Origin of the sequence: Amycolatopsis sp. cmx-8-4, assembly GCF_046548675.1 — a bacterium.
Lineage (GTDB): Bacteria > Actinomycetota > Actinomycetes > Mycobacteriales > Pseudonocardiaceae > Amycolatopsis.
Map to the genome: position 1 here is coordinate 92608 of NZ_JAEBDZ010000008.1, position 12494 is coordinate 105101.

The following is a 12494-nucleotide window of genomic DNA, read 5'->3' on the forward strand; positions in this document are numbered from 1 at the left end:
AGTGCTGCCACTTCTCGGCGAGGACGCGAGCGCCCAGACTTTCCCGCATGACCCCCAAGACCGTTGTCCTCGTCCACGGCGCCCTGACCGACGCCTCGGTGTGGCGCCACGTCTCCGCGATCCTGCAGGCCGCCGGGCACCAGGTGCTCGCGCCGGCCCTGCCCCTGCGCTCCCTGGACGGCGACATCGCCTACCTGCGCCGGTTCCTCGACACGCTGCCCGGCCCGCTGGTCGTCGCCGGCCACTCCTACGCCGGCTCGGTCGTCTCCGCGCCGGACGCGCTCACCCCGGCGGTGCGGGCACTCGTGTTCGTCGCCGCGTTCCAGCAGGACGCCGGCGAGACGGCCGGTGAGCTGAACGGCAAGTTCCCCGGCAGCCTGCTCGGCCCCGGCAACCTGCTCGTCCGCGACTACCCGGGCGGTCAGGAGGCCTACCTGCGGCCCGAGATGTTCGCCCCCGCCTACGCCGCCGACGTCGAGCCGGCCGAGGCGCGGGTGCTGGCCGCCGCCCAGCGTCCCTTCGACCCGACGGCGCTCTCGCAGACCTTCGACCGGCCGGCGACGTGGCGGACGCTGCCGTCCTGGGCCGTGATCGCGACGGCGGACCGGTCGATCCCGACGGAGGCCCAGCGGTGGATGGCCGACCGCGCCGGCTCGACGGTCACCGAGGTCGACGCGTCCCACGCGGTTCCGCTCTCGCGGCCCGAGGTGGTCGCCCGGGCGATCGCCGAGTCCACAAAGGACGTCACAGCTCCGTGCTCCGGCTGAGGTCTTCCCACCGCGCGAAGTCACGCCGCAGCGCCTCGATCTTGCCGTGCGCCACTTTCAAGGCGGCCGTGCCGAGGAGCAGCCGCAACGGCGGCTCGTCGGCCGCCAGCACGGTGACGATCGCCTCCGCCGCGCGGGCCGGGTCGCCGGGCTGGCTGCCGTACGTGGCCAGGGTCGCTTCACGGCGTTTGCCGGCCGTCTCGGCGTAGTCGTCGATGCGGATCGGGGACTGCTTCATCGACGGGCCGGACCAGTTCGTGCGGAACGCGCCGGGCTCGACGATGGTCACGCCGATGCCCAGCGGCGCCACCTCGGCGGCCAGGGACTCCGACAAGCCTTCCACGGCGAACTTCGTCGCGTGGTAGTAGCCCGTGGCCCCGAAACCGGCCAGGCCGCCGAGGGACGAGACGTTGACGACGTGGCCGGAGCGCCGGGCGCGCATGCCCGGGAGCACCGCCTTGGTCACGTCGGCGAGCCCGAAGACGTTGGTGTCGAACAGCGCGCGCACCTCGGCGTCGTCGCCTTCTTCGACGGCGGCGAGGTAGCCGTAGCCGGCGTTGTTGACCAGGACGTCGATCCGGCCGAACGTCTCCTCGGCCCGGGTGACCGCGGCGGCGACTTGCGACGGGTCGGTGACGTCGAGGGGGAGGGCGATCGCGCGATCGCCGTGGCGGCCGACGAGGTCCGCGACGGTCCGCGGGTCGCGGGCGGTGACCGCCGCTCGCCAGCCGCGTTCGAGGACGTGGGTGGCGAGCGCGCGGCCGAGGCCGGTGGAGCAGCCGGTGATGAACCAGACCGGGGATTCGGTGAGTGTCATGGGATCCAGGCTCGCCCCGGCCGGTCCGGGCCACCAGTCGTCGGGTCTTCCTGGGACCGCTGGTACCAGGCACATCCGACGCCGGCAGCGCACACTGGACCCATGGCGAACGCGGAATTCGGGCAGGCGGTGCGGCACTGGCGTGACCGGGTCGCGCCGGACACCGCCGGGCTGCCCGCCGGCGGCCACCGGCGCGCGGCCGGCCTGCGGCGTGAGGAACTGGCCCTGCTGGCCGGGATCTCCGCCGACTACGTCACGCGGCTCGAGCAGGGCCGCGCGTCGCACCCGTCCGCCCAGGTCGTCGAAACCCTGGCCCGGGCGCTGCGCCTGTCGCGGACCGAGCGCGAGCACCTGTTCCACCTGGCCGGGCTCACGCCGCCCGGCCCCGACACCGTGCCCGCGTACCTCACCCCGAGCGTCCAGCGCCTGCTGGACCGGCTCACCGGGACACCCGCCGCCGTCTACGACGCGGCCTGGACGCTCCTGGTCGCGAACCCGCCGTACGCGGCGCTGCTGGGTGACCCGTCCGGGTGGCGCGGGCACGAGCGCAACGCCGTGTGGCGCAACCTGGTCGGCCCCGGCACCCGCGTCCGGCACACGCCGGAGTCGCAGCGCGCCATGGAAGCCATGCTGGTCGCCGACCTGCGGGCCGCCGCCGGCCGCTACCCCGCCGACCGCGGCCTGCGGCGGCTGGTGACCGAGCTGCGCGCGCACAGCGACCGGTTCGGCGAGCTGTGGGACTCCGGCGCGGTCGGTCACCACGAATCCGCGCGGAAGATCGTCGACCACCCGCACGCGGGACCCGTGACGCTGGACTGCGACACGCTCACCGTGGCCGGCAGCGACCAGCGCGTCATGCTCTACACGGCCGAACCCGGCACCGAAGACGCCGAACGCCTCGCGCTGGTCACCGTGCTCGGCACGCAGGCCCTCACGGGCTAGCTTTCCCGTACATCGCGCACATCGCGCCGGGTGCGGTCTCGGTGTTCGACCCGGCCCGCGGCTCGTCACCGGCACTCAGCCGGTGGTCGGCCGTGGTCCACGGCGCTTGCCGGGCCGGCTCGACCGGCGGCCCGTGACCGGTGCCGACGCGGACCACGACTCCCGGCGCCTCAGCCGGCGAGTGTTCTCCTGGTGGTGCGGGCCCTACCGGTGCGCGGCGATCTCGTCGCTGGTCGTCACCCACACGCCGGGGTGGTTGACGATGTACGCCAGCGCCTGTTCGACGTACTTCACCCGGAACGCCTGCCCCGAGACGTACGGGTGCAGCGACAACGCCATCACCCGCCCGCCGGCCGCCGAGTCCGCGTAGAGCTGGTCGAACTGGTCCCGCACGATCCGGACGTAGTCGGGCCCCGTCATGCTCTTGACGTGGAACAGCTGGGTGTCGGCGAGTTCGAGGGTGTACGGCACCGACCGCAGACCGGGCACGTTCAGCGCGTACGGCTGGTCGTCGTTGGTCCAGTCCAACAGGTAGTCGACGCCGAGCCCGGCGAGCAGCCGCGGGGTGTCGAACGTCTCGGTCAGCCCCGGTGAGAGCCACCCGCGCGGCCGCCGGCCGGTCGTCTTCTCGATGCTGTCGAGGATTCCGGTGAGGAACGCGCGTTCTTCGTCCTCGGCCATCCCGGTCTGCGGGATCGAGTTCGACTTGCCGTGGGCGAGCCAGGCCCAATCGCGGTCCCGGCCCGCTTCGACGATCCGCGGGTACCGCTCGCCCGCGTCGGAGTTCAGCAGCGCGCTGGCCCGGATCCCCTGCCGGTCGAGGACGTCGATGAGCCGCCAGATCCCGACGCGGGCGCCGTAGTCGCGCCAGCCGTAGTTCATCGGGTCCGGCACCAGCTTCGACGTCGCTTCGTTGAAGCTGACCGACGGGCGGTCCACGGAGAAGTGCTCGATGTTGAGGCCCACGTAGAACGCCACCCGGGCGTCGCCGGGCCAGCGCACCGGGGCGCGGTCGACGATGGCGTCGTAGCCGAAGAGTTCGATGTCCACGGCGCTCACCGCTCCAGCGGGACGGCGATGCCGCCGCCGTAGCGCCGCTGTTCGGCCTCGTCGAGCATCGCGGCCGCCACCGTGGCGCGGCTGACGCGCGCGGGGAAGAACCGCCGCGGCGCGGACTCCAGCGGCACCGTGCGCCGGGTCGGGCTCAGGTCGCCGTCGGACAGCGGCCCCGCGTGGAACACCGTGCTACCGCCCCGGAGCACGATCGCGTCCGCCGTGGTGCGGTCGTCCAGCTCCTTCCGCATGAACGTCTTCAGCAGCGTGCGGGTGAACGCGCCGGCGTGCTGGGCCGAATCGCCGGTGCCGAACGCGGCGAGCCAGACGACGAAGTCCGGTCCGGCGTCGACGGCCGCGCGGGCGCCCGACGTCAGCACGCCGGGCGCGCCGGTGATCCCCAGTCCGGACAGGACGGTCCGGGCGCCCTTGAGCGCGCGGCCGATGGAGTCCGGGTCGAGGACGTCGCCCGCGACGCGTTTCAGCCGGCCGGACGGCGGCAGCGTGATCCGGTCCGGGTCGCGGGCGACGGCGGTGACGGTGTGCCCGCGCTCCAGGCCCTGCCGCACGAGTTCGGTCCCGGTGGCGCCGGTGGCGCCGAGAACGGTGAGTTCCATGGTGGTTCCCTTCAGTTCACTGTGGACAGAGTGGCCAGCGCCGCGGCGTGGAGCGCGGGCGCGCTGGCGAGGATGTCGGCGCTGCCGGGCCGCCACGGCTGTCCGGCGAGGTCGGTCACGGTCCCGCCCGCCTCGGTGATGAGCAACGCGCCGGCCGCGACACCGGGCAGCGTCGGCCGGTACTGCCAGAAGAGGTCGGCGTGCCCGGCGGCGACGAGCAGCATCGGGAACGTCGAGGGCACGGTCGCGCGGACCAGCAGCGCGGCGCCGAGCATCGTCGTGATCGACTCGCCGATGCGCCGGTAGGTGTCGCTCTGGCCGGCTTCGGCCTGGCCGGTGGTGGCGATGGCGGCCCCGAGCTCGGCCTTGGCGGACACGCTCAGACGCCGGCCGTTCGCGAACGCGCCGCCGCCGCCGCGGACCGCGCTGTGCACGACGTCGGGGACGGGCTGGTAGACGGCGGCGAGCACCGGGACGCCGTCGCGGAGCAGGGTCGCGCTGACGCACCACTCCGGCAGCCCGTGCACGTGGTTGACGTTGCCCTCGACCGCGTCCACGGCCCACCACTCCCCCGGCGGCAGCTCGGTGGTCTCCAGCTCGTCGGTCAGCCACTTCGCTTGCGGCCGGGCCGCGGCGAGCGCGCGCCGCAGCTCGTCGTTCGAGGTCCGCTCGTTCTCCCCGGCCGCGGCGAGCAGCCCGGCGCGATCCACGGGACGAGCGTCCTCGGAGTAGCGCGCCAGCAGGCGGCGACCGGCGTCCCGCACGGCGGCGACGGCGGCCTCGAGCACGGCGGCGTCCTCGATCGTGTTCTCCTGGATGGTCATGAGGTTCCTGTTCTGCCAAGGGGAAGAAGCTGTTGTCTTCGACGGTAGGCAGAACTGCCGTTGACTTCAAATGAATGCTCTGCACTCGTTGATTTACCCAGACGCAATCCACACATTCACCGCATCGAGAAGACGACCGGGCGGCGCGGCCGACGCACCTTCGCCGGCACCGAGCTGCACCGGCGGTTCACCTTCCCCGGCGCGACGGCGGTGCCCGGCCGCAAGACCGTGCAGAACCTGGCGAGCTGGGCGTGGTCCAGCGGGGCCACCTCGGTGGGCCTGCTCGTGCTCCCGCTGCTCGTTCCCGAGCCGGGCCCGCTGCTGGAGGGGCTGGCCGTCGTGCTGATCGGCACGACCGGCGGGATCGGCCGGTTCGCGGCGCCGCGCTGGTGGGTCCTCCCGGTCCGCCGCCCCGTCTGAGCGGCCACAGTACGATCCGCGGCATGTACCTGGACCTGAACCTCCTGACGGCGCTGGACGCGCTGCTCGAGGAGGGCAGCGTCGCCGCGGCCGCCGATCGCCTGCACCTGTCGTCGCCCGCGATGAGCCGGACGCTCGGCCGGATCCGCAAGACGACGGGGGACCAGATCCTCGTCCGCACGGGCCGGACGATGACGCCGACGCCGTACGCGCTCGAGATCCGGGCGCAGGTCCGCGATCTGGTGCAGCAGGCCGAAAGCGTGCTCGCCCCCGACCGCGCGCTCGACCTCGCCGCGCTCGACCGGGTCTTCACGCTGATCTGCCACGACGCGATCACCACCGCGCTGGGCCCCCGGCTCATCGCGGCGGTCCACCGCGACGCGCCGAACGCCCGGCTGCGGCTGCTGGCGGAAGGCCGGGCGGACACCCAGGAACTGCGCCGGGGCCAGGTCGATCTCGAGCTCGGCAGCACGGCGCCGGACTCCCCCGAGATCCGGTCGGAGCTGTTCTTCGAGGACCGCCTGGTGCTGGCCGTCGCGCCGGATCACCCCTTCGCCACGCGAAAGCCGACCCTGCGCCGCTACGCCGAGGCGTTGCACCTGCGGATCACCCGGCGGGGCCGGCTCCACGACCCGATGGACGACGTCCTGGCCGAGCACGGTCTCGAACGCCGGGTCGTCGCGACGACCCCGACCACCACGGCGGCCCTGAGCGTCGTGCGGCTCGGCGAGTGCGTCGTGGCCGTGCCCGAACGCATGTGCGCGGGGATGATCGAGGCGCTGGGCCTGGTGACCGTGCCGCTCCCGATGCCCGTGCCCCCGGCGCCGCTGGTGGGTTCCTGGCACCAGCGCTACGAGAACGACAAGGCGCACCGGTGGCTCCGGGAGCGCGTCCGCGAAGCGTTGCGGGACCTCGGGTAGCCGTCACCGCGGCTGCCGAAAGTACGATTCCACCACGTACATCTGATACCCCGGGTTGATCCCGGCGCGGCGAAACCGTGCCACGGTCGCGTCCTCCACACCTTTCGGGAGGACTTCAGATGCCAGGTTTCCGAGCCGGACTGGTCGTGACGATCGCGGCCCTCGTGGCGGCCGCGACGCCCGCCGCGGCCGCCGACGACCCGCTCGCGCCCTACACCGGACAGCAGCTCACCTGGGGCGCGTGCGCGTTCACGCCCGCGGCCGACACGAAACCGGCCGAGTGCGCGCTGGTCACCGTCCCGCGCGACTGGGCGAACCCCGCCGCGGGCGTCGACCTGCGGGTTTCGATCAGCCGCGTCGCGGCGACCGGGCAGCGGCTCGGCGCGCTCCTCGTCAACCCCGGCGGGCCGGGCGGTCAGGGCACCTCGCTCGCCGGCGCGCTGGCGGGCCTCGAACCGTCGGTGAACCAGCTGTACGACCTGATCGGCATGGACCCGCGCGGGACCGGCCGCGAAGGCAGCGACGACCACGGGTTCCAGTGCCAGGTCCCCACCGGGCGGCTGCCGACCGGGCTCGACGCGCGCGACCGGTCGGCGCGGAGCGTCGCGCTGCACCAGCAGTCGCCGCGCGCCATCGCCGAGGCGTGCCAGAGCAACGCGCTCACGCCGTACGTCACGACGTGGCAGACCGCGCACGACATGGACCTGATCCGCACGCTGCTGGGCGACGAGAAGCTGAACTACCTCGGCTACTCCTACGGGACCTGGCTCGGCGCGAAGTACGCGTCGCTGTTCCCGGAGCACACCGGCAAGACCGTGCTCGACTCCAGCGTGAACTTCGAAGGCCGGCTCCAGGCCGACTTCGAGGCGTTCCCGGTGATCGACCAGCGCCAGTTCGACGACGTCTACCTGCCGTGGGTCGTGCGCCGCTACGGCGACCAGCTCGGCACGAGCGTCGCCGAGGTCAAGGCGAAGATCGAGCGGATCCGCGCTTTCTACAAGACCCAAGGCGTGGACGGCGACTCGTTCGACCGGATCTTCGTCGGCAACGGCAGCCAGTTCCAGTGGTACCTCGGGGTGCTGATCCTGGTCCTCGGCGCGAACTCCCTGGAGCCCGGCGGCACGGCTCCGGGCGGTGAGCTGGATGCGGTGTCCCGCAGCGCTTTCGGCGTCCCGGCGGCGCAGCTGACGGTCGCGAAGGTCGCGGCCACCGTGCCCGACTACACCGCGGTCTCCGGCACCCGGTACGCCGTGGCGTGCGGTGACCAGCCGACGCAGTCCGCCGCCTGGTACAAGCGGCTCAGCGACCGGCAGGGCCCGCAGTACCCGTTGTACGGCTGGCTCTACGGCCTCAGCGAGCCGTGCGGGTTCTGGTCCGACGCGCCGCAGCACACGCTGCCGAACCTGCCGGCGCAAGTCGCGAAGAACGTGCTCGTCGTCCAGGGCGAGTTCGACCCGCAGACCGGGTACGAGCAGGCGAAGGCGGCCACGCGGGCGGCCGGCGTCCCGCTGGTGTCGGTGGACGATTCGCCGTTCCACGGCCAGTACGCCCTGTCCGGCAACCCGTGCGTCGACGGGATGGTGAACACGTTCCTCACCAGGAACTCCCGGCCGGGCAGCGTCACCTGCCCCGGGGTGCCGCTGCCGGACGAAGACGCCGTCTACCCGGTCACCGGCCCGCTGGGCGCCGCGCACAGCAGCCTCACCACGCGGCTCGGCGACGCGCATTCCGTGCTGCGCAACGAGGTTCAGCGCCAGGTCAGCGCGCTGAACTGACACCTCCCGGGACGGCTGCTTCGGGCGGGGCAGCCGTCCCGGGCTCAGCCCTGGACGGTCGGGCGGAGGACGATCTCGCCGATTTCGACGTCGTGCGGCTGCTCGATGGCGAACGCGACCGCGCGGGCGACGGCCTCCGGCGCGATGGCGAACTCGTCGATGCCGCGCTGGATCTCCGCCCGCACCTCGAGGTTGTCGATCGAGCCCGCGAGATCGGTCCGGACGAACCCGGGCGACACCGCCGTGGTCCGCAGCACGCCGTCGGTCGACTCCTGCCGGAGGCCTTCCAGCAGCGTGCGGACGGCGTTCTTGGTGCCGGCGTAGACCGCCATCGTGGGCGTGATCTTCAGGCCGGACGTCGACACCGTCGTCACCAGGTGCCCGCGGCCCTGGCGCCGGAACACCGGCAGCGCCGCGGCGATCCCGTGCAGCACACCGCGCAGGTTGACGTCGATCATCGCGGACCAGCCGTCGACGTCGAGGTCCGCCATCGGGCCGATCTTGCTGATGCCGGCGTTGCTCACGAGCACGTCGAGCCGGCCGAACTCTTCGACCGCCCGGGCGACGAGCCGGTCGAGGTCGGCCCGCACGGTGACGTCGGTGGTGCAGACGATCGCGCGGCCACCCCGGGCGCGGATGTCCTCGGCGACCTGTTCGAGGCGTTCCGTCCGGCGCGCGCCCAGGACGACGGCCGCCCCACGGTCGGCGAGGGTGCGCGCGATGGCCTCGCCGATGCCGCCGCTCGCACCGGTGATCGCGACGACCTTGCCGTCGATGTCGGACATGGTGAGCCTCCTCGGGATTGATGTGGACAACTGTCCGCTTGTTTCGACGCTAGCGGACACTTGTCCACTTGTCCACCGGGCTCAGCGGACGGCGAACCCGCCGTCGACGGTGAGGATGCTGCCGGTGACCCAGGTATTGGCCGGTGCGACGAGGTAGAGCGCCGCGGCGGCGACGTCGGCCGGAAGCCCGATCCGGCCCGCCGGGTACGAGCGCCGGACGTAGTCGTCGTACTCCGCGCGCTGGTCGTCGCTCATCGGACCGAGGAAGCGCCGCTCGAACGCCGGCGTGCGGACCGACCCCGGCACGATGGCGTTGACCCGCACCCCGGCCGGCCCCAGCTCGCTGGCCAGCGCCTGGGTGAACGAGTTGAGCGCGCCGCGCGTCGCGGAGTACACCGACGCCGGGCGGCCGGCGACCATCTTCGTGCCCCAGTAGCTGGAGATGTTGACGACGCTCCCCCGCGCCGCGACGAGCCCGGGCAGCAGCCGCTGGACCAGCCGGAACGGCACACTGAGGTTGACCCGCACCATCGCGTCGAAGTCGGCGGGCGTGGTGTCTTCGAGGGATTTCAGGTGGGTGACCCCCGCGTTGTTGACGAGGACGTCGACGGCGAGATCGGCGGGGAGCGCGGCCAGGGCGTCCGGCTCGGCGAGATCGACGGCGACCGTCCTGACGGACGCGCCGTGCAGCCGGGCCGCGACGGCGTCGAGCTTGCCGGGGTCGCGCGCCAGGAGGACGAGGTCCGCGCCTTCCCGCGCGAAGGCGTCGGCGATCCCGAGGCCGATCCCTTCACTGCCGCCGGTGATCAGCGCGGTCTTGCCGGTCAAGGTGCCCATGAATGCCTTGCTTCCCAGACGGAGAGTCACTCTCCGTTTCACGGTAGCACTAGACGGAGAGCACTTCTCCGTCTAGTGCTAGGCTCGGGAAATGGCCAGGGAGATGCGATCCGACGCGCGCCGCAGCGCCGAGCTGGTGATCGCGGCCGCGCGGACGGCCATCGCCGACCACGGGCTGGCGGTGTCGACCAACGAGATCGTCAAGCGCGCCGGGGTCGGGCCCGCGACGTTCTACCGGCGCTTCCCATCGCGCCACGCGCTGCTGGAAGCGGTGCTGCTCGAGGTCGTCGGCGAGCTGGTGGAGCAGGCCCGCGAAGCCGCGGAAGCCCCCGATCCGTGGACCGGCTTCGCCGAGCTGGTGCGCGCGCTCGCGTCGGCGCAGTCGGAGAACAAGGGCCTGTCGGACGCCTTGGCGGCCGAGCCCGGGGAGAGCGGCCCCGTGGTGGCCGGCGCGTTCGCCGTCCTGCGCGAGCACGTCCGCGCGGTCACCGAGCGAGCCCGGGAAGCCGGCGCGCTCCGCCCCGACGTCGCCTGGCAGGACGTCCCGTTCCTCGCCGGCGCGGCCGCCGGAATGTCCCCGCACTGCCTGGGCCTCGACGCGGAAAAGAGCGGCCGCGACCGCGTCATCGCCATCACCCTCGACGGCCTGCGCGCCCCGGGCCGCGACCTCCTACCGGGCGCCCCACCGACCTAGGCTTGGGTGCTCTGCCGCGGCTCGTCGTGAGTGTTCAAGGCGGTTAGAACCGCCCTGAGACCTGGTCTCAAAACTCGGCGTGTCGCTAGGTGAACCAACGGCCCGCCCCTGGCTCCGCACCGCCCGCCTGTGGACCCGGCCCGACGGACCGGAGGTCTGTCAGAGAGACTGGGGGCCAGTGCCCGCCCTCTCGACCTGGAGCCGTTGATGCCGCAAGGGACCGTCCGTTGGTTCGACGCCGAACGTGGTTTCGGCTTCCTCGCGCCCGAGGACGGCTCGCCGGACGTGTTCGTGCATGCCTCCGAGATCGTCTCGGACGGCGGCGCGAACGTGCTCCGCGAGGGTCAGGCCGTCGTGTTCGAGGTCGGCGAGAACGACCGCGGGCCCCAGGCGCTGCGCGTTCGCGTCACCGCCGATGCGGCCACCGGCAGCGCCGTGGGCCTGCTCGGCACCGTCAACTGGTACGAGCCGGGCAAGGGGTACGGCTTCGCGTCGCCGGACGGCGGCGGCGCCGACATCTTCGTGCACAGCTCCGCCATCGTGACCGGCGGCGTGGTCACCGAGGGGCAGCGGGTGGCCTTCCTGATCGTCGAAGGCGAGCGCGGCCCGCAGGCCGAGCACGTGATCCCGCTGGGGGCAGGGGCCGGCTCACCCGCTGCGGCTGGTATCGCGGACGGTGCCGACGGCACGGTGGCCTGGTACGACGAGGACAAGGGCTTCGGCTTCATCAACCCCGACTCCGGCGCCGGGGACGTCTTCGTTCACGCCCGGGCCCTGACCGAGGGGCTGACGTGGCTCGCGGAGGGCGACCGCGTCGCCTACGAGGTGGCCAGTGGAGACAAGGGCCCGCAGGCCCGCGACGTGCACCTGGTCCGGGGCGCCGAGCCCCAGACGGCGCCGCAGCGGTCGGCACCTGCCGCGGCCGCAGGGCCGGCGGCGCGGGACGTGCCCGCACGAAGCGGCGAGGGCGTCGTCGCGCGCTACGACGACGACCGCGGCTTCGGCTTCATCACCCCGGACGCAGGCGGCGACGATCTCTTCGCCCACGTGTCCGTGATCGTGGGGTCGGAGTCGCTGCAGAAGGGTGACCGGGTCCGGTACGCGGTGCGGCAGAGCGACCGGGGCCCGCAGGCCGACCGCATCGAACGCCTCTGACGAGAGTGCTCGTTCATCCCCGTCGATGGTGCCGTCAGCAACGCGGCTGCAGCCTCCTCCAGGAGATCGATCTCCCTCGTGGTGACAGTTGGACCTGGTCGCCGAGCTCGATCTTTATGAGCCGGCGGACGTTGATCACGGTGCAGGCCGGCGTGAGTAGCGCCGGCGTGGTGCGTTCGGTCCGGTCGTAGCGCAGCCCGAGGCGTTTGAACCGCAGCAGCCAGGAGATGGTGCGTTCGACGACCCAGCGGACCCGGCCGAGGCGGGACTTGCCCTCAATCCCGCGCCGGGCGATACGGACCTTGATACCGCGGCGGGTCAGGTAGCGGCGGCAGCGGCGGTGGTCGTAGCCCTTGTCGGCGTGCAGCTTGTCCGGTCGGCATCGTGGCCGGCCCGCCCGGCCGTGGTGGCCGCGCACGGTCGGGTTCGTGTCCAGCAGCGGCTCGAACAGCATGCTGTCGTGGGTGTTTGCCGCCGACAACATGATGTGCAGCGGTAGCCCGTTCGCGTCGCCCAGAACGTGGTACTCGGAGCCGGCTTTCCCCGGTCAGTGGGGCTGCGGCCGGTCAGCTCGCCCCCCTTCGACCGCACCGACACCGCACCGACACCGCGTCGATGCAGCCTCTGGTCCAGTCGAGCTCCTCGGGTAGGTCTCGCCAGCGGCAGCCGGTGTCGAGCACGAACAAGATCCCCTCCAGCGCGGCACGGTCATCGATCCGGGGCCGCCCACCCGGACCGCGCGGCGCTGGCCGGGACGGGATCAGGGGTTCGATCAGCTCCCAGAGCCGGTCTTCGACCCGCCGCTGCTGCGTCGTCTTCGCCACGACTGCTCACGATCGACGACCAGGACCGGCAGGTTACGCAGTGACACACCCTTAAGTTTTGAGA

The 12494-nt window shown here is 72.7% G+C and carries 13 protein-coding genes and 2 pseudogenes; 8 read left to right on the plus strand and 7 right to left on the minus strand.

All coding sequences use genetic code 11. From position 1 onward, the window contains the following. Nucleotides 1-47 precede the first annotated feature (47 nt). Nucleotides 48-767: an alpha/beta fold hydrolase gene (locus tag ACLJQZ_RS18790; protein WP_410621278.1), complete on the plus strand. Its 720-nt coding sequence runs from the start codon at nt 48-50 to the stop codon at nt 765-767. Here the strand turns inward: ACLJQZ_RS18790 and ACLJQZ_RS18795 are convergent. Beyond that, the gene (locus ACLJQZ_RS18795) at nt 745-1584 is read right to left on the minus strand and encodes an oxidoreductase (protein ID WP_410621279.1); all 840 of its coding nucleotides are present in this window, start codon (nt 1582-1584) and stop codon (nt 745-747) included. The two genes, ACLJQZ_RS18790 and ACLJQZ_RS18795, sit on opposite strands and share 23 nt — an antisense overlap. A 102-nt stretch (nt 1585-1686) precedes the next feature. On the opposite strand from ACLJQZ_RS18795, the gene ACLJQZ_RS18800 reads away from it, so the two are divergent. After that, nucleotides 1687-2526, plus strand: a complete 840-nt coding sequence (locus tag ACLJQZ_RS18800) for a helix-turn-helix transcriptional regulator (RefSeq protein WP_410621280.1) — start codon at nt 1687-1689, stop codon at nt 2524-2526. Nucleotides 2527-2730: 204 nt separating this feature from the next. Here the strand turns inward: ACLJQZ_RS18800 and ACLJQZ_RS18805 are convergent, their stop codons facing one another. Genes ACLJQZ_RS18805 through ACLJQZ_RS18815 form a run of 3 tightly spaced genes read right to left on the minus strand, consistent with a single transcriptional unit; the run spans nt 2731 to nt 5020 of the window. Beyond that, nucleotides 2731-3576 (minus strand): polysaccharide deacetylase family protein, encoded by an 846-nt coding sequence (locus tag ACLJQZ_RS18805; RefSeq protein WP_410621281.1) that lies wholly within the window; start codon nt 3574-3576, stop codon nt 2731-2733. Nucleotides 3577-3581: 5 nt separating this feature from the next. Then, on the minus strand, nt 3582-4196 hold the full coding sequence (locus tag ACLJQZ_RS18810; protein ID WP_410621282.1) for an NAD(P)-dependent oxidoreductase: 615 nt from the start codon (nt 4194-4196) through the stop codon (nt 3582-3584). Nucleotides 4197-4207: 11 nt separating this feature from the next. Then, a complete protein-coding gene (locus tag ACLJQZ_RS18815; protein WP_410621283.1) occupies nt 4208-5020 on the minus strand; it encodes an inositol monophosphatase family protein in 813 nt (270 codons plus the stop codon). Nucleotides 5021-5230: 210 nt separating this feature from the next. Between ACLJQZ_RS18815 and ACLJQZ_RS18820 the strand changes: the two genes are divergently transcribed. The 3 genes from ACLJQZ_RS18820 to ACLJQZ_RS18830 all read left to right on the plus strand — a co-directional run bounded on the left by ACLJQZ_RS18820 (nt 5231) and on the right by ACLJQZ_RS18830 (nt 8135). After that, nucleotides 5231-5440 (plus strand): hypothetical protein, encoded by a 210-nt coding sequence (locus tag ACLJQZ_RS18820; RefSeq protein WP_410621284.1) that lies wholly within the window; start codon nt 5231-5233, stop codon nt 5438-5440. Nucleotides 5441-5463: 23 nt separating this feature from the next. Beyond that, complete coding sequence (locus ACLJQZ_RS18825) at nt 5464-6360, plus strand: LysR family transcriptional regulator (RefSeq protein WP_410621285.1); 897 nt, start codon at nt 5464-5466, stop codon at nt 6358-6360. Between the two features lie 119 nt (nt 6361-6479). Continuing rightward, nucleotides 6480-8135 (plus strand): alpha/beta hydrolase, encoded by a 1656-nt coding sequence (locus ACLJQZ_RS18830; protein WP_410621286.1) that lies wholly within the window; start codon nt 6480-6482, stop codon nt 8133-8135. Between the two features lie 44 nt (nt 8136-8179). On the opposite strand, the gene ACLJQZ_RS18835 is transcribed toward ACLJQZ_RS18830, so the two are convergent. Further along, nucleotides 8180-8920, minus strand: a complete 741-nt coding sequence (locus tag ACLJQZ_RS18835) for an SDR family oxidoreductase (protein ID WP_410621287.1) — start codon at nt 8918-8920, stop codon at nt 8180-8182. Between the two features lie 81 nt (nt 8921-9001). Continuing rightward, a complete protein-coding gene (locus ACLJQZ_RS18840) occupies nt 9002-9757 on the minus strand; it encodes an SDR family NAD(P)-dependent oxidoreductase (RefSeq protein WP_410621288.1) in 756 nt (251 codons plus the stop codon). A 91-nt stretch (nt 9758-9848) separates the two neighbouring features. Between ACLJQZ_RS18840 and ACLJQZ_RS18845 the strand changes: the two genes are divergently transcribed. The 3 genes and pseudogenes from ACLJQZ_RS18845 to ACLJQZ_RS18855 all read left to right on the plus strand — a co-directional run bounded on the left by ACLJQZ_RS18845 (nt 9849) and on the right by ACLJQZ_RS18855 (nt 11606). Next, the gene (locus ACLJQZ_RS18845; RefSeq protein WP_410621289.1) at nt 9849-10451 is read left to right on the plus strand and encodes a TetR/AcrR family transcriptional regulator; all 603 of its coding nucleotides are present in this window, start codon (nt 9849-9851) and stop codon (nt 10449-10451) included. 207 nt (nt 10452-10658) lie between these two features. Next, nucleotides 10659-10856: pseudogene (locus ACLJQZ_RS18850) on the plus strand (cold-shock protein); the annotation flags it as partial. 30 nt (nt 10857-10886) lie between these two features. After that, nucleotides 10887-11606, plus strand: coding sequence for a cold-shock protein (locus ACLJQZ_RS18855; RefSeq protein ID WP_410621509.1), 720 nt, complete (start codon nt 10887-10889; stop codon nt 11604-11606). Nucleotides 11607-11739: 133 nt separating this feature from the next. Here ACLJQZ_RS18855 and ACLJQZ_RS18860 read toward each other — a convergent pair. Further along, nucleotides 11740-12430: pseudogene (locus tag ACLJQZ_RS18860) on the minus strand (IS5 family transposase); the annotation flags it as partial. Nucleotides 12431-12494: the final 64 nt, after the last annotated feature.